The following is a 21717-nucleotide window of genomic DNA, read 5'->3' as shown; positions in this document are numbered from 1 at the left end:
TCCATATGAAAAAGATAAAATTACTGTTCTGCCTGTCAGCTATCATCTTGTCTGTTATGTCGTGTAGCAGCGACAATGATGATACACTTCCTGCCGGGAATACAGAGATAAAATCTTTCAGTGCTTCTATCTCCTCATCTAATATGCTAAGGGCTGAAGTGCAAACCAGTTTTACGGAAGCTACCTCTTATAAAATTGAATACTGGGAAACAAAAGATGAATCAACCAAAAGGACAACCAAGAATTATGAAGGTACGTCAAGTTCATCAGCTACCCTGATCATATTAAAACCCGAAACCGAATATTCATATTGTATTGTTTATGACGGTGACAGAAAATCGGAAGTGAAAACATTTACTACCAAAGCTGCACCCGTAGCTATTCCGAAACATGATTTGTATATAGATGATATTCAAGAGGCTTTCCCCGGATATATTCTTTCATACAACAGGAATACGCCAGGCTCGGTCTACCTGATGGATACCAAAGGCAATCTGGTATGGTACGAACTGGTGAAGGAAGGTGTTCTGGTTGCCAATATCGATACCAAGACAAACCGTATTTATATGCTTACAGGACCAACAGACCAGACATACGCTTATAACGGGCAATATGTAAAGGTTATTGACCTGTTCGGCAACACAATACTTTCCAAAGACCTGACCGCAATACCCGAACTGGCCGACAGGCAGATACACCATGAATGCCGCCCTTTGCCCGACGGAAGTATTATCATGGTCAGTTATGTAGACCGTGAATTTGACCTGAGATCACAGGGAGGTACAGAGCATGAAACGGTAAAGGGCGATGGTTATGTGATTATGAACATCGAAGGAAATATTACAAAACTCTGGGATTGCTTTGATGAAATGAATCCTGCCGATGATCCAAAAATCATGTCAAGCAAATCGGACTGGCTACATGCCAATTCTATCAATTACGATTCGGAAGGCAATTACTATATGACTTTCAATACAATCAGCCAGCTTTGGAAAATAGATCCAAAATCGGATGAAGTAAAATACCGTGTAGGAAGAGACGGAACTGTAAACATTCCGGAGGAAGGGAACGCTAACGGTATGCATTGCGCCAATCCGCAGTCACCTGACGAAGTATTGATAATAGACAATGCCCGTAATGAGAGTGAAGGTTCCAGGGCTATAATGTATAAAGTGAATGAATCGCAAGGTTCTGCCGACATCATCATCAACAGCGAATTACCACAGGAGTACAGCTCACCCAACAGGAGCAATGTGCAGAAGATCGGGGACGATATGCTCATATTCGGTTCGGGAACAGCACGGCTAATCCTTTTCACCGACAGCCAGCCTAAAGCTAAGGTATTAAGGGCTATCTCCACTCCCCAGATATTCTACCGGGTTGAATATATTCCGTCAATAGAGTTTTAAACCTCAAAACTTTAAAACAAGATGTATAAATTTAAAATAATCACTTGCACTTTCCTGATTGCTGTTTTATGCGCATGCAGCAGCGATGATGACAACAATAGCTTTGAAAGCAAAGCAGTCGAACTCAGCATAGAGTCCTCCTATAATTTTAAGGCAGGCGATGCTATCGGTTTGTTTGTCGAAAAAAGGTCAGACCGGAATACACAGTCGGTAGCCGGCAATAGCAATTACAAAACAAATATTAAATGGATATATCAGGAAGATGGCAACTGGAGCCCTGCGGGTTCCGATGATATTATTTATACATCCGAGGATGGTATGCCATTGGATATATATGCTTACTATCCATATACAGGCCAGGCTGGAACGAATGAAATATCGATATCCTCGGTGTCTTGTATAATGACTGGCCGTGTTTTAAATGTAGGAAATGATAATACTCAGGTTAAATTGGCCTTACAAAACAAAAATACTTTAGTAAAAGTCGTGATACCGGATATGGATATCTTATCCACGGTACAGGTGACATTAAAAGGAGCATTAAGCGGCGGCACACTTTATCCTGCGAAACTTGGAGAAGATGATGACTTTAAAGCTTCCGAAAGCAACAGCGACCAAACACTGACATTCGATAACGGATGTTTCATAGCCTATCTGCCCGAACAGGTCCTTGCCGGAAATAAACTTTTACTGGACATAAAAGACGGAGATAAGACTATAAACTATAATTTGCCGGAACAGTTCCGGGTAGAAGAGAACAAAGAGAATATCATTCCGGTGAATTATACGGTAGATAACCTTTCCGACCTGCCGAATACTTTTATGGTAAAACCCGGAGAAGACATTTATATATCTGCACAAAAAGCCTATAAGATATGGAAGACAAACAGCTTATTATTATCTACCTCTCCCGACCTGAGTGGGGAAGTAAGTTCGCAGGCTGTATGGCAGGAAGACTCCTATGAGGTTGTCGAAGATATTGAAGTCATCGGATCAGGTGAAAATGCGATAATCCATGTGAAAACGAAAACAGATAAAGAAGGAAATGCTGTTATCGCTCTGAAGATAGGTGAGACTATCCGCTGGAGCTGGCAGTTATGGGTATCTGATTACAATCCTTTATCAAAAGAGAATGGCACTACATATGATTTTAACGGACTCACATTCATGGATCGTAACCTGGGAGCAACAGGCAATCCTAAAGCTGGTGGAGACCGTACATTCGGATTGTATTATCAATGGGGTAGAAAAGATCCTTTCCCCACACGCGGCAATGTGGAAATGGCAGAAGTTACCTCAGAGATAAAGACCAATCTTGCAAATTCCATTATCTATCCTAATACTTACATAACCTCTTCTTCCGGTCAGAACGACTGGTATACAAAGACGGGGAGCCTGGGACTTGACCGCTGGGACGGTGAACAAAATACTAAAACACCATTCGATCCGTGTCCGAAAGGATGGCGGGTAGCAGCAACCGGTAGTGACGGCGAATCACCATGGAACGGTTTAGTCTTGCCTGAAGACGAGAATAAATGGGGTAGCGGATGGCATTTCGAAGAAACTCCACTTCTGGGATATTACCCTGCTGCCGGGCAAAGGACTGCTATAGGTGGCACAACCTATGCCGGAAGCGCCGGATTCTATCATACTGCGAAATCGGGTACAACGTTGCGCCTCGACTTTACATCTGTCAACCTTAGTTTTGGCGGTGGCAAAGCCGCAGGACGGTCGGTGCGCTGTGTAAAAGAATATTAATAAATAATGTGAATCAGTATCTGAAACTGCATTATTATTTAGGAACTTTATCAATAGAATAAACAATGAGCAAATGTGATAACATGCCGATATGCTAATATTTAAATGAAGAATGGAAAGAATCAAAAGTGTCAGGTTTGTCAGGTTTTACGACTTGTCATGCTTGAGCAAAGCGAAGCATCCGGAAGGAGATCCTTCGTTCCTCAGGATGACAAGAAAACTAATGGCTACAAGCTGACAGCTATTGGCTAATTAAAAACTGAAATATGTGTCAACTTTGTCAACTTTTAACAATCTGAACGACCGATTCACATAAATAAAAATAAATAAAACTGAAATGAAAAAACTACCTTTTACCATCATTATATTTGCTTTTGTATTTGTCTCATGTAAAAAAACCGTTATACAGGCCGATTATAATATTGTGCCATTGCCTCAGCAAATCTCATACACTGATGATGACGCATTTGAACTCGATGGGAAAACCGTAATTAGCTACCCCAACGGAGATGAAGCTCTGGAAAGGACTGCCAGGTTTTTGGCCGATTATATAAAAGACTTCACATCCGTACAGTTACCGGTAAAACCCGACGCCCAAGGTAAAGTAATAAAGTTGCAGAGCGGATTACAAAACGATAATAAGGACGCATATCAATTGACAGTAACACAAAATTCGATACTGGTGAATGGAGCCAGTGATGCGGGAACATTCTATGGAATACAGACATTAAGAAAATCAATACCTGTAGCTTCAGATAATAAATTGGTAATTTTTCCGGCTGCCGACATTATAGATTATCCACGTTTCGGTTACCGGGGTATGCATTTCGATGTGGGACGCCATATGTTTCCTGTCGATTTCATAAAAAAATATATTGACCTGCTGGCTCTGCATAATATAAACTATTTCCATTGGCACCTGACTGATGATCAGGGATGGCGCATAGAAATAAAAAAATATCCAGAGTTGACAGAGGTCGGTTCTATCCGTAAAGAAACCCTTGTAGGACATTTGCTGAAAGACACTCCGCACAAGTTTGACGGTAAGCCATACGGAGGATATTATACACAGAATGAGATAAAAGAAATTGTAAAATATGCTCAGGACAGGTTTATTACAATAATTCCCGAAATCGATATGCCGGGGCATATGCTTGCTGCATTGAAAGTCTATCCTGAACTTGGCTGTACAGGCGGGCCTTATGAGGTTGCAACCAAATGGGGAGTATTTGAAGATGTTCTCTGTGCGGGAAATGAAAAAACTTACGAATTTCTGGAAGGAGTGTTCACCGAGATCGCTGAATTGTTCCCGTCCCAATACATACATATCGGCGGAGACGAATGTCCGAAAACACAATGGAAAGAATGTCCGAAATGCCAGTCGATGATTCATAAACTTGGGTTGAAAGCCGATAGTGAACATTCTGCTGAAACAAAGCTACAAGGCTACGTGGTATCCCGCGTCGAAAAGATACTGAAAGAAAAAGGCCGGGAAATTATCGGCTGGGACGAGATACTTGATGCCAGTGTAGAGCCAAGTGCGATTATCATGTCCTGGCGCGGAACAGAAGGAGGTATCGCCGCAGCAAAGAAACAGCATAAAGTGATAATGGTGCCACATTACAATTTGTACTTAGATTATAACCAGGGAGAAGATCTGAGTAAAGAACCCCTGTCTATCGGAGAATATCTCCCTGTACGCAAAGTATATGATTATGAACCGATTCCAAGCGAACTGACCAAAGAAGAGGCCAGATATATTATTGGTCCACAGGGTAATCTATGGACCGAGTATATAGAAACTCCTGCGCATGCCGAATATATGCTGCTGCCACGTTTAGCGGCCCTGTCTGAAATACAATGGGTATTACCGGAAAATAAAGACTATCGGTCGTTCCTTATCCGTATGGATAATATGCTCGGGATATATAAGAAGAAAGGCTGTAATTTTGCGAAACATTTATATGGCATCACTTCTGACGTAAATCCATCGGAAGATAAATCGGGAACTTTACTGAGCCTTTATACTGTCGGCAAAGGGCAGATATATTACACAACAGACGGGACAACCCCGACTAAAGAAAGTATGCCGTATACATCTCCCATCAAAATAACTTCTGCCGGTATATTGAAGGCTGTTGCCGTGCATCCCGATACAACAAGCAGTATATTTGAGTATAAATCGGGATTCAACAAGGCTACATATAAACCAATAGAATTACTGGTACCGACCAATCCTAAATACACTTTTAACGGAGCCCCGGGACTGGTAGATTGCAAATATGGAGCAGCATCTTATGTTGATGGCAACTGGGTTGGTTTTAGCGGAAAAACAGGACTGGCTGCAATAATAGACTTAGGCGAAGAAAAAGAAATCTCTTCTGTAAAGGCAGGAACACTGAGTGACACACCGAACTGGATCTTTGCAGCATCGGGAATAAAGGTATCAGGCTCGGCCGATGGTAAGAATTATAATCTTTTAGCAGAGAAAAACGTTGATAAACCAACCAAGAATACCCCTATTGAAAGAGTAGCAATTGGAGTTGGATTTTCTCCTGTAAAAGTCCGCTATGTAAAAGTCTCATTATCCAGTACTATTATTCCGTCCTGGCACGACGGTAGCGGAGTTCCCGGATTATTATTTGTAGACGAAATTGAGGTAAATTGACAGTATACTGGTTTTGCTCTCCAGTATTTCTAAGAACCTGAACAAGGATAAGAAATAAGGCATCTCAAGTATGAGATGCCTTAATCTATTTTTACAGGCAACATGCCAGGCTATCGTCTAATAAGCCTTTAACCCATAATCGAAGTTCATTTTGCCTGTATCAGTTACCTCTATTCTAAATATATTATTCCCATTTCTTAATAAATGGACATAATCACTGATGTTAAACTGGCTATAATGCCTCGTCTGTTTTACTTCCTGTTCGAAGACCTTGACTCCATTCAGCCATACCTGAGCTTTACCTGCAACATTTAACCATAAGGATAAGTGCTCGAAAGGATTCTCTATAGAAAAGGCTGTTTCTGACACTACATTTGAATCTGGTTTTGTGGAATAAGGAAGTGATATATTCTTTAGTTCTTTACCATTTAATCCAACCAGACGAGTATTCTTCGTTTCATCGCGTGCATCAGCTATCAAAGACACAGCCTTGGCCGGCTTCACCCGATATAAACGGTCATGTAAAATGTGCAGTAGGCTTGTTGGTATTTTTACAATCTTACGGTCATAAGTGATCAGGCCATTCACCTCTCCCTCGACATCTGTCGTTTGAGTGTAGATTGCGGCGCTAAGGCCTTGAGCTATTAAAGTTTCCAAATCATATATCAATCTTCCATAACTATCCATTAAAGCCATTGCTCCATCAATATTTTTGTATCCCCAGTTCCTCATATTCGGGTTCCATAAGTGATCCTGAATTGCCCAACCATATCCTCCAAATTCTCCCAAAACAGAAATACGATTTCCATTATGGGCCGGAAGAATCATAGAAGTTACCGGATAGTTATGAACATCATACATATGTCCTACACCTCTATCTGTCCATCCGGTCACTCCGTCGATGATGCGGCTTTTATCATAATCCATTACCTTTTTTACAATCTCTACTGTATTGTGTTGCCCCCATCCCTCGTTGAAAACGACCCATGAGGTAATACACGAATAGAAACGCAAACGGTCGATCATTTCAAACATTTCCTGCTGCCATTGATCAGTATGCGAAGCAGGTGCATTCCAATCAGCCTGTGCATTCGGTTTGATGTGTTCTTCATCTTTCCTTTCTGTAGAGAAGCCTGAAACCATATCTTGCCACATCATTAACCCCAGTGAATCGGCATAATAGTAATATTGCTCGGGTTCTACTTTGATATGCTTGCGAATGGTATTGAATCCCATCTCCTTCAATTGCACCATATCCCAAAGCATAGCCTCCTCCGATGGAGGTGTCAGCAATCCATCTGGCCACCAGCCCTGATCTAACGTTCCATATTGGAATATAGGTTCTCCATTCAGGCAAATGCGTTGATAACCACATTCATCTTTTTTAATACTAACTTCACGCAAAGCAAAGTAGCTTTTCACCTGATCTACCAGTTTCCCATTACTAAGTAACTCAATATTCAGATCATAAAGCTTTGGAGAATCTGGTGACCAGAGAATAGCATTAGGAACCTCTAATTCTATCTTCGATGTTAATTTTTGCTCTGTTGTATTTACGACTTTACCTTCATCCAGTATTTCTATTTTAATGGTCTCTCTTCCTTTTGCTTCAGCCACATTTATATCCAAGCTAATCGTCTTTTTATTGATATCAGCTGTGGGAAGAACCTGAAGAATATGTATCGGATTTACTGCCTCGAGCCACACTGTTTGCCAAATACCGGATACTGGTGTATACCAGATTCCTTTTTGGTCTAATTGTTGTTTTCCTCGCGATATAGATTCTGTATCTGTAGGATCAATAACTGCAACTTCTATAACCTGTGGACCGCTTTTTTTCAAATATCTGGTTACATCAAAGAAGAAAGGATTATTCCCACCTTTATGACTGCCGGCTAATTTGTTATTTACCCATATCTGACACTCATAATCGACAGCACCAAAATGCAGGATTACATTCCTATCTTTCCATTTTTCGTTCAGAGTAAATTCACGTCGATACCACAACTTTTCGGTAGGGAGAAAACTACGTTGTACACCCGACAATGAAGATTCTATTGCAAACGGGACAAGTATTCTTTCTTCAAATTTTACCTGTTCTTTTAGAGTCTCCTGATCAGTGACCGAAAAATTCCAGAAACCATTCAGATTCATCCATTGCGACCGCTGTAATTGTGGACGGGGATAGCTCTGCCACACATTATTTGCTGTGACTTTTTCGCCCCAAACTGTCTTAATTTTTTCTTCTTTAGTATTTGTCGCATTAACTAAGGTATATGCTGTAATACTGATTAATAAGGCTATTAAATACTTTCTATTCATTACTTCTTATTTTGCTTTATATTCTTTGAAATCTTTTCGACGTCCTTTGTTATATGTATTCCATACCTTAGGAAAATAAAGTACATCACTCTTATCCGCCCATTCGAAGTAAGCATTTTCAAGCTCTTTCGCTATTCCGGGATACATCTTTATCAAATTATACTGTTCTGTGCGGTCTTCTTTAATATTATAGAGTTCCCATTCATCGCCTTTGAAATTTGCAGAAACAAGTTTCCATTCGCCTTTGCGTACCATCCGGTTCCCTTCGTGTTCTGCGTAAATATAGCGTTCCGGCATATTTTCTCCACGTATTATAGGAAGAATTGATTTTCCCGGTGTAGGTATAATTTTTCTACCCTGGTATTCATCCGGATATGTCGTTCCGGCTAGTTCAATACAAGTCGACATAATATCAGAGAATTGTGTCGGTTGGTGATCTATTCCTCCTTTAGATTTAATATGGTTACCCCACCTAATAATGCAGGGAGTAGAAATTCCTCCTTCATGCGCATAATGTTTGTAGAGTGAGAATGGGGTACAGCACACATTTGCCCAACCGGTTCCATAATGATGATAAGTACCTGATAACCCCATTTGGTCTAGTTCTTTGCCTGTATGCGTATGGTATTCCGTTCCTGTTTGTTTATCAAAACCAAATTCATGCCATTCTGCACAGGCCCCGTTGTCAGACATGAACATGATAAATGTATTATCCAACTCTCCATTCTTTTGCAATGTTTCCATTATCCGCCCGATATTGCTATCCATAATATCTATCATTGCTGCATAAATAGCCATCCGGCGAGCTAAATCAACTTGTTGCTCTTTGGAAAGTGAACTCCATACCGGTAGTGGATGGGTTTCATCTTCAAACAAACTTTCGGGAACAACCCCTCGCGGACTTAGTTGTGGCTTTCCTTGCAGAAGCTTCATATCTAGGATCCGTTTCCAACGTTGATCCCGAATTTTGTCCCATCCCTGCAAATAGGTTTTCATATATTTATCAGTCACTTCTTTCGGAGCATGTAATGGAAAGTGAGGGGCATTATAAGCCAGATACATGAATAAAGGCTTTTCTTCCTGATGTGCCTGATTAATAAAATCTATTGCATAATCGGTTATTACGTTCGTAGCATAAAATTCGCCTTCTTTATATTGGCGCAGTGTCCGGTCTTCCGGTAAGCGGGTGTACACTTTAGGGTTCCAGAAGGAGTCGAAACCACCCAGCAAACCATAATATTCCTGAAAACCACGATCTATCGGATCAGTTGTTTTTCCCAAATGCCATTTACCAGACATTGCGGTAAAGTATCCGGCTTCTTTCAGTACCTCGGCAATGGTGACATTATCTGAGTTGGAGCGGAAACCTGCATATCCTTTCGGCCATGCAGGACGAATAGCATCCATATGTCCTAAACCCGTCTGATGCGGATAAAGTCCCGTTAGCAGATTAGCTCGTGACGGACAACTACGTGCACTATTATACATTTGAGTCATCCTGACTCCTTGTTCCGCCATTTTGTCGAGAACAGGTGTCTGTATCTCTCCTCCAAAACAACCCAGGTCGGAAAAACCTATATCATCGGCTAATATAACTATAATATTAGGCTTCTGCTGAGCAAAAGACATTGCTCCTATAGCCAGCCCACCGGTGATTAATAATGGTATCTTCATTGTGCCCTGTAATTATGATTAGGTTTAAACTTACCACTTTCATAAAGCATAGGGATCAGTCCCGGACGACATGTAACATCATACTCGGCAGCTTGAGCTCCACGTGGATTGAAAAACATAGTCGCCCACCAATTGCCATCCCTATCCTGAAATAAATTATTATGCCCTCCACCTGTGATCGCATTATAACGCTCCCCATATGGGCCATATACATTGTCGGCAGTAGCGATAACACAATCATAACTATAGCGTGTTTTCTTATTAGTAATCCCTTCTTTTTCTACATATGTATCTCCCTCTGCTGTACGATGTGCCCAGATAGCCTGTACCAGATGATATTTGTCATCATGTTTGAAAATGAATGCTCCTTCACAATATGGTTCCGGCTCGAATTTAGTCTCTTTCAATGTTACTATCTCTTCATCTAAACCACTCATATCTGACTTCATCCGTGCTATATAATGATTATGACCTACAAAATACACAGTACCATCTGTATCTTCGAACAAACTACCGTCGATATTCGGATAGATGGCTTTATCTTTATTTCCTTCTATATTCTCATAAGGCCCTTCCGGTTTTCCGGTAGTGCTCCGTAAAATAAAAGACCCCCTTCCTCCTGCCGACTCGTTCAGACAAGCCACAATAAACCAGTTTTTTGCACTTTTTATATAATGCAGTTCAGGAGCCCACACCGCATGGAAACGGTTATCCAAAGGATCGTCATTAAGTGACTTCTTCTGGTATTTCTCTCCCTCTTTATATACTTTCGGTTCTTTCTGCCATGTCCCATCTTTTTCCATCGACCAGATTTGCCCCATTGCCTCCCACGACTTCATGTCTTTGGAACGCCATAAATACAAGCCATCGTTCCAATCCCAACAGTGCTTCTGCCCCGGAAATTCCCGGGCGGGGGTAGAAGTACTACCTGTGATATAATAATAATCATCCGGTCCTAAAATAGCCCAGGTATCCCTCATCCAATAATCGAATGCAGGTTCTACAAATTGCGGAACACGTAATTCGGGAGCTTTTGTATCGGCCGTACCGTATGATTGTGACGATGCTGAACAAGCTGATAAAAGTCCTGTCAATAAAATAAATCCTAGTCGTACAAAGAGTTTCATATGTTATAGTATTTAATATCTGTATATTCTTTTGGTTTACTATTATTCTGTATGTAGATAGTTATATGGGTTTTGCTTGAAATGATAACGCTTCCGTGGAAGTGGCAATGGATCTTGCAGACGTAATTCCCATGTCAGCATTTTTGCCAGAAGCTCTGTCTGAACAGCGTTATATTCTTTTATACCGAATAAATTATTTATTTCCGCCGGATCTTTTTTCAGGTTATACAGTTCTCCGTTACCATAGTTATCCATAACCAGTTTCCAATCGTCTTTTCTTATCATCCGCGATGTACCGCTTTGAGTCCATGTGTTCAATTCATCAAAATGTGCTATTTTCCCCGGAGTCAATGCGCCTTCCTGTTCGAAGGTCAGGGATGAATCCAACCCGACATTCGCTCCGCCAAAACCCTGTTGCACAACAATACTGGAAAATTCATCTTTAGGATATGCTTTTCCTGTCAGCATAGGCCATAAGCTTCGCCCCTGAACTCCCGCCGGAATTTCAGCACCAATAGCAGAACAGAATGTAGGTAAAATGTCTGCAATCGATACATGGCTATCCAAGGGAGCAGACTGATTTTTTATCTGATAACCCGTCCACACCATTGGAATACGACTCAGGCTTTCTGAAAGTCCGGCTCCTTTACGGATCAGCCCGTACTCTCCCCAATAGTCACCATGATCCGACAAGATTACAAATACAGTATTTTCAAATTGTCCATTTGCTTTCAATGATTCAACCAATCTTTTTACCTGATCGTCTATCAGACGAACCATTCCAATGTAGTTAGCACGAATTCTGGGTAAGTCTTTCTCGAGATTGGGGCAGGAAGCATCTTCCAGCTCTGCCAGAATACGGTATTTTTCCCCTTTTTTATCCAAGTCTTTACGGGATGTTTTCAGAACAGGCAGTTTATCCGGTGAAAACATGGAATAATAAGGCTCGCAAACCTGATAGGGGTTATGAGGCTCCGGAAAAGATACCCACACGAAGAATGGATTGTCTTTCTGAGTTTCGATCCATGCTAATGTTTCATCTACAATTTTTGTTGGCAATTGTTCTTCTAAAGGTATCGGAGAAGGCTCCAGCCATTGCCCTCTAGCTTCCTGATTGAGAAAGCGGGCAGTTTCTTTATCTGCAGGAGTTATCTTTTTATTCTTTCCCCAATGACCATATTCAGACCAGAAATCCAAGTTTCCAGGTTTCAGATAAGAATGATTTTTACCAACAAGGGCTGTTTTATATCCATTTTCTTTTAGAACACCCGCTAAATCCTTCTCGAAGTAGACATCGGGGACATTATGATTTGTGCGTACATGAGTAGCCGAAGGGAAACGCCCGGTGAGCATGGAACAACGAGCCGGAGAACTGGCCGGGGCTACCGTATAAGCTTTATCGAACCATACTCCTTCTTTAGCTAATCGATCTACAAAAGGCGTTACTTCCAAAGGAAAACCTTCCCTGCCACACAAATCAGCGCGCTGCTGATCAGTCATAATTACTACAATATTCGGTTTTTCAGTTTGTGCCGCCAATGGTATACACAAACCCTGTAGCGCTAATCCTGTAATACTTAAAGCCGTATTTTTCATATCTGTATTTATTTAAAACGGTATACCACCATCGAAGAAGCTTCTATTGTAATATCTTGGTTCAAGTTCAGAGAGACAGTTGATTGAACAGGCCTTACCACATCCGGTGTTTCCGGTGTATTGTTTTTGTCTGTCTCTAAACTCAATATGTTTTTTTGTGCTTGCATGCTTTTCCCGAATCCTTTCATTTCCGTCCGCAGCTTAACTTCTTTTTTCTTTAAATTCACCAATTTCAATATATATTCCCTGCTCTTACTGTCATAGCCTAAAGTAACAAATACGTCCTGCAATCCTCTCATTCCCTGAATACTTGCATCCAAACAAACATCAAAGGTGTTATCTCTAAACATTTTCGACAGGTAATAAAAAGGTGTCTTTATACTGCAATCCACACCATTTATCAACATCGGCTGCATATTACGATGCTCCATGAAATCCCAATGACGCATTACAGGCCGTTCTGCCAATAAAGGGTTCATATCTCCATTGCGTTCCAGCGACATCCGCACCGCACCGCTGGCTAACAAGTTAGAAGGATATTTTCCGTCAATACCTAATTCCCCGATAAATAAATCAGCCACACCCCGTTCATATTCATCGAAGCGATAATGCTGTTTACACGCCCATTCAACCGGCTGATAATGATGTTCGTCGAATACTTTCACGTTTTTAGGATTTACAAATTTGGCAATATCAATACGCTTATCAGTATTCTCTTTACCTATGATGCTGTTGGCTATATAAATCAAGTCGGGATACTGTTTATGCAATGCCTGATAAATTTTCTCATAACGCTCCCAATAAACAGGGCCGAAATCCTCATTTCCTATTTCGATGTACTTCAGTGGGAAGGCCTTAGGATGCCCATTCTGAGCACGTAAGGCACCCCATTTAGATGTTACAGGACCAATTGCATATTCAATCGCATCCAAAGCATCCTGAATATAAGCATCTAAATTGACTTCCGGTTGTATAAAATTCCAGAAAGACTTTTCTCGAACCCAACCAGTACAAACCATTCCGGTAGGAGTTACATACATTGCATCAGCTCCCACATATTCGCACAGTTCGTAAAACTCATGATAGCCGATTCCGTCTGTCCGGTAATAAGGCGCCCATTTACTCCATTGACCTGGCCGGTTTTCAGTTGGCCCTATTGTCTTTTTCCAGTGATACATTGTAGCCTCATTGACTCCATGTACGATGCATCCTCCGGGAAAGCGAATAAAATCAGGAGCATACTCCTTCAGGTTTTGTACAATATCAGCACGGAAAATAGATCTCCCGCTATCCCAAGTATCAGAAGGGAACAAAGAGACAACATCCAGTTGAAACTTCCCGACAGCCAAAGGTCTAATAGCCAGCATACCCCGTTTCACATTCCGATCCGGCTTCAATGTTCCACTCATTTTCACCCACTCTTTATCCTTCGCATCCAAAACAATGGGTGCGCTGACCGGTTTCCCCTGTTCGTCTACCAGCATTATTTGTAAAGAAGCACTATAATTCAGGCTTTTTACATACAGAGAAAGATTATAATATAAATCCTTTTTCAGATTCATCCCATAATATCCCCGATTCAGGATCATCGCTTCTGGATTGCTCACAATATCGGCGGTCACATTGACTAACATGGAATATTTAGTATCTTTATTCAATGGATTTTCGGCGGTACGACTGATAAAAACAGGGGAATAAGACAAGGGGTATGCTGTCCATCCGATAAGAGGATCTACATGGAATACCTCTTTATTTTTTCCCCGCGGATTGGGCACATCCTGATACAGTTCATTTTTAACAGCCAAATCAGCGGGAGGAGTTGCTTCTTCGAATGAACGGTTTCTGATTAACTCTGCGTGCAAGGCACCTTCTCCCATCATCCCGATTTCTTCGTAATGAAATCCGTATTTTACGGGACTCACTTTGGTTGTTTTTTGTTTGTCGATACGCAGAACACCGTCATAAGTATTATTTATTTGCCCTGTTAATGGCTGCGCTGAAACAAAATAACACAGGCAACATAATATTATTCCACATAAACCTGTTTTCATAGTTTTATCTTTTGATTTATAATACAAATTTAAGGTTTTCAATCTGTCGGTATTCGTAAATTCTGCTTCAATGTTAGCAATCATGTATTTAACAGGTTCATAAAATCACATTCATGCACATAATTACTAATAGAATATACATTTGTACTATAATACCCTGCTAAAAAATCTTATCTTCGATTATTAAAAGAGGAATACAATTATACACGGAAAATATCATGCACAAAAAATATATATCAGTAATCTTATGCCTTTTTTCTCTACTCTGTCCTGTCTTCATTGAAGGGAAAATTCAATATAGTAACATCCGATTTAAACAACTAAGCATTACAGAAGGGCTTGCACATAGCACTGTAAACGCCATATCTCAGGATTGTAAAGGGTTTATGTGGTTTGGCACCAGGAATGGCCTGTGCAGGTATGATGGGTATAACATCACGAAATATGTACATGAAGAGAATGATTCTACCTCTATTAGCCACGATTTTATTACCAGATTATATAATGATTCTTACAGAAATACTCTCTGGATTTCCACCGAACAAGGAGTCTGTAAATACAACACCCAAAATGAACAATTTACACGCTACCATATTGAAGGTAATAATAAGAATAATGTTCTCCTTCTAAATACTTCTAATAATAAATTCCTGGCCGGATGCAGCAATGGTATTTTTCAATATGACGAAAAAAACGATCGTTTCATTCCGTTTTTATTATGTGATAGTAAAGGTGAAAATATACGGGGATTGATAGAAGACTCAAATGGCATTTTATGGATCAATACGAATAAAGAATTAAAACGCTATAATCTTAAGAAAGAACAATTTGAACCTTTATCTTCAATTATAAAACCTTTTCTCAGCACATGTATCAATCTGGCTCTTCTGCCTAATAACCAGTTGTTATTCACTACTTCTCAGGAAGTATTTGTCTATAATATCAATAATAATTCATTATATACTCTTACTTCAATTGAAGAAATCAGACAATTCAGATGTGTAACGACTGATTGTTTAAATAATATTTGGGTAGGCTCCGAGAATGGTATTTTTGTTTATGACCAAACTTTCCGGCTAATTGCAAATTATAAGCAATCTGAAAGCGATTTAAGTAATCTGAACGACTCTCCGATTTATAGCCTTTTCAAAGATTCGAATCATAATATGTGGGTGGGAACCTATTTTGGAGGAGTAAATTATTTTATATATAATTCGGATCAATTCCGGATTTATCCTTATGGCAATTCACTTAATCATATTAGCGGCAAAGCTGTACGTCAAATTATCAATGCACCAAACAATGGCCTCTACGTCGCTACCGAGGATGGAGGACTAAATTATTTGAATGCCCATCGGGAGATCACACGATCGGAGCAAATCCAAAAGCAAATGGATATAAAAAACCGAAACATCCATTCTTTGTTAATTGATAGTCATCAAAACCTATGGATTGGTTTATTTCTTAGAGGAATGAAATATTACATGCCTAAAGAGAATAAAACACTCTCGTTCAATAGTGGAGCCGGCGAAAACTCATCCGGATTTTGTGTTATTGAAGACGAAACAGGTAAAATATGGTATGGAGGCCCTACCGGATTATTTACCCTGACAAGGCAACATGGTGGATTTCAGTTAAAAAAAATATCATCTTTCCCTGTTTTCTGTATGCTCAATCTAAATGATAGCATTATATGGACCGGAAATCGGGTTAATGGTGTTCATCAAATAAATAAACAAACAGAAAAAGAGACACCTCTTCCGCAATTTTCATCCAATAAATTATATGTAACCTATCTTTATATAGATTCAAAGGAAAATATTTGGATGGGAACCAATAATGATGGGCTGTTTGTATTGAATAAGAATGGTGAAAAGCTAAAGAGCTATTCTAAAACGGAATTAGGGTCTAATGCTATAAAGGGTATTATAGAAGATAATCAAAACTCTATCTGGATAGGGACAGATAATGGCTTATGCAATATCCAAACAAAAAGCGGCCTGATCAACAGGTATACCATAGCCGATGGCTTACCAACCAATCAGTTCAACTACTCCTCAGTTTGTAAAACACCTGACGGTGAACTATTTTTTGGAACAATAAACGGAATGATTTCATTTTATCCCGATCAGGTACATCCGGTAGAACCTCATTTCAATATTGCGCTGACAGAGATATGGAGCAATAACAATTTTTTATCCCCGAGTAATCCGGATGCGCTACTACCTGCCTCTATTTCCGAAAGTGACGCTATAGTACTCACCCATAAGCAGGCTCAGTCTATACGCATCGAATATTCGGGACTTAACTATCAATATAAAGATAAGACACAATATGCCATGATACTGGAAGGTATAGACAAAGAATGGCAAATCGTAGGGAATCAGCATCAGGTACGTTTTTCTAATCTACCGGCCGGCAATTACACTCTAAGAATCAAAGCGAGCAGTGACGGTATCAACTGGGATGAAAAAGGACAGAAAACATTAGCGATTCAGGTGCTTCCTCCATGGTGGCTTTCCCCATGGGCATATCTGATTTATGCGATATTAGTCCTTTGTGTTATTTTTTTAGCTTATAAATATACTAAAGCCAGATTAATTCTTCTTATGAGGCTGAAAACAGAGCATGAACAAAGAGTTAATATGGAAAAACTAAACCAGTCGAAGATCAATTTCTTTACTTATGTTTCCCATGATTTAAAAACTCCATTGACATTGATCTTATCACCACTCCAACGACTCATAGAGCAAGGGCAAATCGGAAATAATTACCGTGAAAAATTAGAAGTAATCTACCATAATGCCAACAGAATGCATTATCTTATCGACGAACTGCTCACTTTCAGTAAAATAGAAATGAACCAGATGAAGATTAATGTCCGGAAAGGGAATATTATCCATTTTCTGGACGAATTATCTCATATCTTCGATATAGTTTCCAAAGACAAGGAAATTGATTTCATCGTTAGCCTCGAAGAGACTGACGAAGAGGTTTGGTTTTCGCCGTCCAAACTGGAGCGTATTATGTATAATCTATTATCTAATGCTTTCAAATATACCCAGCCAGGCGATTATGTAAAACTCAGTGCCAAGTTAATTAAGAAAGAATCGGAAACCTTTATTGAAATCTCAGTAAAAGACAGTGGCAGGGGAATTCCGAAGGAAGCACAGGACAAAATTTTCGATAGCTATTTCCAGGTGGAGAAAAAAGACCATAGAAAAGGTTTTGGAGTAGGATTATCGCTTACAAAATCGCTTATTCAGATGCATAAAGGTCATATTAGGGTCGAGAGCGAGGTTGGGAACGGATCAGAATTTATTGTCAATTTAAATGTTTCAGAATCGGCGTATAGTCCTTCTGAAAGGTCATTGGAGAATATTACGTCCGAAGAAATCCGGAAATATAATTTACACATGAAAGAGACTGTTGAGCTGATTCCGGAACAGTTAATATCTGCAAAACGAGATAGTGCTACTACCAGAGAAAGTATCCTTATTGTAGAAGACAATAAAGAAATAAATGATTATCTAGTTGAAATATTCAGTAAAGATTACGAGGTTCTCCGGGCTTACGACGGTGCTGAAGCATTCAAGTTATTGAAAAAACAATTACCTGACCTGATCATCACGGACATCATGATGCCAAGTGTGGATGGTCTTGAACTAACAGAACATATCAAACAAGATTTGAATACCAGCCATATCCCCGTAATTTTGTTGACAGCAAAAACAGATGAGTCGGATCATACCCAGGGATATTTGAAAGGAGCAGACGCGTATATCACCAAACCTTTCAATGCACAAAATCTGGAGTTATTAGTTCAGAACATACGTACTAACAGAAAACGCAATATTGAATATTTCAAACGAATCGAAAAATTGAATATCACACAAATCACCAACAGTCCGCGTGATGAGGTTTTCATGAAAGAATTGGTAGACCTAATTATGGTTAACATTAAAGACGAAGAGTTTGGCGTTACCGAAATCATCAATCACATGAAGGTAAGTAGAAGCCTATTGCATACAAAACTCAAATCGTTGACCGGATGCTCCATAACCCAGTTTATGAGGACTATCAGGATGAAAGAAGCCAGGATTCATTTGCAAAATGGCATGAATGTTTCCGAAGCTTCCTATGCTGTGGGGATGACTGATCCAAACTATTTCACCAAATGCTTTAAAAAAGAGTTTAACATAACTCCTACTGATTTCATCAAGCAGTTAAAATAAAAAGAAAAGGACATCTCAATGAGATGTCCTTTTTCTTTGCTTTTCAGCAATCTATCAAAGTTGTAAAGTTATAAGTATAAACTCTTTACCTTTAATGTCTATCCCCGATATTTTTTTAGATGTCTGATCCCATCCCGCCGGACTATATTGGGAAATCTCTGATTCTGAACCTTTCAGTATCGATAATTCTGCAGTGCCACTACCTGCACCGGATGCATCCAGGTCGAAAAGACAATCGTTATCACCGGGATTCCAGATTATAACCGACACCTTATTCTCGTCCGCCGATGCTATATATTTCAGACCGTCAGGAATATTCAATATCTTTTTACGCATTTGCGGCATCCGATTGAGAAATGTAAAGGTCGAATTCATCATTTCGTAACTCTGGGCACCTGTAAAAAAACAATATCCATATACCATATCGGCATACTCGCAAAGTACAAGTTCCGATTCAAGAAACTTTATAATCCCGGGAGCAGTACCAAACCGCAAATCATTGGTTGTCAATCCCGGCATTTCCCCATAATCATATCGATTGAAAAGGACTTTCTTGGATGTTGATAACCCATATTTCTCCAGGGCGTTTTTAACAGAAGTAAGAATAGTTCGATTGTTCTGCGCTCTATAATTCTGGATAGAATAATAATCCATCGGTACTCCTTTTGATACTATGGATTCAACAGAAGGATCGTAATGACTATATACCTCGTTGAGCTGTGATACCGCACTCAACATCCCTCCATTTTGCAACTTCATGGCTATAGGTTTCCATATAGCGGGATATACCTGCAAGTTTTGAATAGTTGCCGCATCGGTTTGCGTACCATTGAAGTAACCTGTAGTATGGGATGGTTCCTGATTTCCGGCATAGATAGTATTGCCACCGCCCAATTCATCATGCAATTTTTTCATCCATTCGAAAATCACGTTTGCATTGGCTTCGTAATTACCAGGAGCCGGTAAAGGGTAATAGCGTGCACTACCGTGAAATGACCGTCTGTCGTCTAAGGGAAAAAGGTGTTCGACCGAGCCGTCCTCTTTGCCCTCTACGGGAACACCAGAACATTGAACGATCAATTGAAGCCCAAGGTTACGGGCTGTACGACAAAGCTCAAGATATTTGGAATTAATACTGACATCTATTCCTCCTTCAGAATTTTTACTGAATTCTTCCTTTTCCCCATCGCCACCTAAATATGAATTCCCCATCGAACGGTAGCTGAGAAAATAATCGCCACGAGGGTTTGTTTTCCAGTTTTCATCAAACTGATTGAGATCTTTTGGCATGGCTACAAGCTGCATACCCATATCCGGCAATGCTTTCAATTCATCCATTATACGCGTATTCAGGCGGTCAATAGCAGGACGGAGTACATACCCCCTCTTGATGTCCAACCTGGGTAGCCCCGATTCCGAAAAATCAATAACTACCGCTGATCCATCAGTAGGTGATGTTGGTTCAGATCCCACCAGACCTGACTCCCCCTCTTTGCCGTCGCAAGCCATAAGTATGACTGCAAACGAAACAAATACACAAAATACTTTTTTCATATATTAATTTATATTTCCGAATTTGTTTTCAATTATCTCTTTATAGTCCGGGTATGCCAACGGACTTGGATTCATAAGTTTGGTAGAAGGACTCACACCCAGCAGTTTCGAACTAAAAATAGCATTCAAATCCCACATGGTTGAAGATGAAGTATATCGCTCATTATTATCACCTTCCTTAAGCGCACATGAAAAACGTCCTGTTGCGCATAAAACCTCATATTTGACAAACTCATCATAAAATGATTTAAACCAATTTTTGGGATACCATTCTGTACTATCGAAAAAGGAGGAAAACTCTTCCTGGCTGACAGGAGTCCCGTCTTGCGCCTTATCGATTGCATTATTGAGCCATTCATACATCTTCATATCCGATGTGTAGCCATTATTCTTACCCCATTGCCCCAGATCGTCGTTCACATGCTGATTATACAACCATACCATCGAGAATTCGGTGATAATTATATCTTTCTTCATTTCGAAATCCTCCCTGATCATTTTTAGGGAATTACCGACCTCCCCTATATCCAGAGCGTGAATATGAAGGTCTAAACCGTCTATCAGCGGATTTTGATTGACTTCGTTTATAACTATTGGGATAAGCGGATTAGTCGAGGCGTTCAATGAAATACGATTCAAAGCTCCGGCAAATATCTTGAAGTTCCAACCATAAGTTTCTTTCCATTCAGTAAGTTTAGAGGCCATTATATCCAGGTAATCTTTGTAATTTTCCTCATTGCCTCCATTTTCCCACATAGGTTCATTACCCATGACAAGGATATCTATATTGCCACCCAAGTTATGCAACAAGAGAAATTTACGACAAGCCTCTATTACATAACCCATTTCCTTACTGTCTTTACCGGGAACACTATGTGTAAAGTTACCAAACGGTATCTTAAGGCTCATAATGAGCTTAACCTTATTGTTTGACTCGGTCTTTATCTTTATGAAATCCTGCGTCTCGGTATAGGTATCGAATGCTTCGTCTTTTACACCTGTTATGACACCGTTGTTCTTCTTAAGGAAATTCTGGGCTATTTGTACGAACGACCGTACCCACTCTACATGCGAGTCGTACATTAAGTCTGTCACATCGGCAATCTCATCTATATTCTCGTTGAAATTGGCACCTAACTGAGTAGAAAATATAGTTTCATTATCCCCATTGTTCTCTTCTTCATTCCCGTTTATCGACACTTCGCCATCTTCCGAACATCCTATAAGCAAGATGAACAGAATAGCGGAAATCATTATCAAAATTTTCTTCATCGGCATAGGCAATTATAATTATCTAGAGCCTGTTAAAATCTTTTGAACTAC

12 protein-coding genes are annotated in these 21717 nt (G+C 40.0%); 5 read left to right on the top strand and 7 right to left on the bottom strand.

The features are described 5' to 3' along the window. The first annotated feature begins 5 nt into the window (after positions 1-5). The 4 genes from GGR21_RS01455 to GGR21_RS01445 all read left to right on the top strand — a co-directional run bounded on the left by GGR21_RS01455 (position 6) and on the right by GGR21_RS01445 (position 5835). On the top strand, positions 6-1409 hold the full coding sequence (locus GGR21_RS01455) for an aryl-sulfate sulfotransferase (RefSeq protein WP_183305359.1): 1404 nt from the start codon (positions 6-8) through the stop codon (positions 1407-1409). A gap of 21 nt (positions 1410-1430) precedes the next feature. Next, positions 1431-3167 (top strand): fimbrillin family protein, encoded by a 1737-nt coding sequence (locus GGR21_RS01450; protein ID WP_183305358.1) that lies wholly within the window; start codon positions 1431-1433, stop codon positions 3165-3167. 112 nt (positions 3168-3279) lie between these two features. Continuing rightward, positions 3280-3405 carry a hypothetical protein gene (locus GGR21_RS20955; protein WP_262890036.1) on the top strand — a complete coding sequence of 42 codons (126 nt, stop codon included), beginning with the start codon at positions 3280-3282 and terminating at the stop codon, positions 3403-3405. 99 nt (positions 3406-3504) lie between these two features. Then, positions 3505-5835: a glycoside hydrolase family 20 protein gene (locus GGR21_RS01445; protein WP_183305357.1), complete on the top strand. Its 2331-nt coding sequence runs from the start codon at positions 3505-3507 to the stop codon at positions 5833-5835. 117 nt (positions 5836-5952) lie between these two features. Here GGR21_RS01445 and GGR21_RS01440 read toward each other — a convergent pair whose 3' ends face one another. From GGR21_RS01440 to GGR21_RS01420, 5 genes are read right to left on the bottom strand one after another with little or no spacing between them, the layout of a single operon-like run. Next, on the bottom strand, positions 5953-8157 hold the full coding sequence (locus tag GGR21_RS01440) for a glycoside hydrolase family 2 protein (RefSeq protein WP_183305356.1): 2205 nt from the start codon (positions 8155-8157) through the stop codon (positions 5953-5955). A 6-nt stretch (positions 8158-8163) separates the two neighbouring features. Then, positions 8164-9831 (bottom strand): arylsulfatase, encoded by a 1668-nt coding sequence (locus GGR21_RS01435; RefSeq protein WP_183305355.1) that lies wholly within the window; start codon positions 9829-9831, stop codon positions 8164-8166. Then, entirely contained in the window at positions 9828-10958 is a 1131-nt protein-coding gene (locus tag GGR21_RS01430; protein WP_183305354.1) for a family 43 glycosylhydrolase, read from the bottom strand. Before GGR21_RS01430 ends, GGR21_RS01435 begins: the two co-directional genes overlap by 4 nt. Before the next feature lie 42 nt (positions 10959-11000). Then, the gene (locus GGR21_RS01425; protein ID WP_183305353.1) at positions 11001-12554 is read right to left on the bottom strand and encodes a sulfatase family protein; all 1554 of its coding nucleotides are present in this window, start codon (positions 12552-12554) and stop codon (positions 11001-11003) included. 8 nt (positions 12555-12562) lie between these two features. Next, on the bottom strand, positions 12563-14605 hold the full coding sequence (locus tag GGR21_RS01420) for an alpha-L-arabinofuranosidase C-terminal domain-containing protein (protein WP_246347959.1): 2043 nt from the start codon (positions 14603-14605) through the stop codon (positions 12563-12565). A gap of 218 nt (positions 14606-14823) precedes the next feature. Between GGR21_RS01420 and GGR21_RS01415 the strand changes: the two genes are divergently transcribed. After that, complete coding sequence (locus tag GGR21_RS01415) at positions 14824-18840, top strand: hybrid sensor histidine kinase/response regulator transcription factor (protein WP_183305351.1); 4017 nt, start codon at positions 14824-14826, stop codon at positions 18838-18840. A 54-nt stretch (positions 18841-18894) separates the two neighbouring features. On the opposite strand, the gene GGR21_RS01410 is transcribed toward GGR21_RS01415, so the two are convergent. Both GGR21_RS01410 and GGR21_RS01405 read right to left on the bottom strand, forming a co-directional pair. Then, entirely contained in the window at positions 18895-20394 is a 1500-nt protein-coding gene (locus GGR21_RS01410; protein WP_183305350.1) for a hypothetical protein, read from the bottom strand. 3 nt (positions 20395-20397) lie between these two features. Then, the gene (locus GGR21_RS01405) at positions 20398-21666 is read right to left on the bottom strand and encodes a hypothetical protein (RefSeq protein ID WP_183305349.1); all 1269 of its coding nucleotides are present in this window, start codon (positions 21664-21666) and stop codon (positions 20398-20400) included. Positions 21667-21717: the final 51 nt, after the last annotated feature.

The organism is Dysgonomonas hofstadii (assembly GCF_014196915.1).
GTDB classification, from domain to species: domain Bacteria; phylum Bacteroidota; class Bacteroidia; order Bacteroidales; family Dysgonomonadaceae; genus Dysgonomonas; species Dysgonomonas hofstadii.
The sequence above is the reverse complement of the archived record's forward strand: the minus strand, read 5'-3'. Positions and strand labels throughout refer to the sequence as shown.

What these genes read in the sequence shown, in the direction of transcription:
- GGR21_RS01455 (WP_183305359.1), top strand. Translation starts at nt 6, where the DNA reads ATGAAAAAGATAAAATTACTGTTCTGCCTGTCAGCTATCATCTTGTCT.
- GGR21_RS01450 (WP_183305358.1), top strand. Translation starts at nt 1,431, where the DNA reads ATGTATAAATTTAAAATAATCACTTGCACTTTCCTGATTGCTGTTTTA.
- GGR21_RS20955 (WP_262890036.1), top strand. Translation starts at nt 3,280, where the DNA reads ATGGAAAGAATCAAAAGTGTCAGGTTTGTCAGGTTTTACGACTTGTCA.
- GGR21_RS01445 (WP_183305357.1), top strand. Translation starts at nt 3,505, where the DNA reads ATGAAAAAACTACCTTTTACCATCATTATATTTGCTTTTGTATTTGTC.
- GGR21_RS01440 (WP_183305356.1), bottom strand. Translation starts at nt 8,157, where the DNA reads ATGAATAGAAAGTATTTAATAGCCTTATTAATCAGTATTACAGCATAT.
- GGR21_RS01435 (WP_183305355.1), bottom strand. Translation starts at nt 9,831, where the DNA reads ATGAAGATACCATTATTAATCACCGGTGGGCTGGCTATAGGAGCAATG.
- GGR21_RS01430 (WP_183305354.1), bottom strand. Translation starts at nt 10,958, where the DNA reads ATGAAACTCTTTGTACGACTAGGATTTATTTTATTGACAGGACTTTTA.
- GGR21_RS01425 (WP_183305353.1), bottom strand. Translation starts at nt 12,554, where the DNA reads ATGAAAAATACGGCTTTAAGTATTACAGGATTAGCGCTACAGGGTTTG.
- GGR21_RS01420 (WP_246347959.1), bottom strand. Translation starts at nt 14,605, where the DNA reads ATGAAAACAGGTTTATGTGGAATAATATTATGTTGCCTGTGTTATTTT.
- GGR21_RS01415 (WP_183305351.1), top strand. Translation starts at nt 14,824, where the DNA reads ATGCACAAAAAATATATATCAGTAATCTTATGCCTTTTTTCTCTACTC.
- GGR21_RS01410 (WP_183305350.1), bottom strand. Translation starts at nt 20,394, where the DNA reads ATGAAAAAAGTATTTTGTGTATTTGTTTCGTTTGCAGTCATACTTATG.
- GGR21_RS01405 (WP_183305349.1), bottom strand. Translation starts at nt 21,666, where the DNA reads ATGAAGAAAATTTTGATAATGATTTCCGCTATTCTGTTCATCTTGCTT.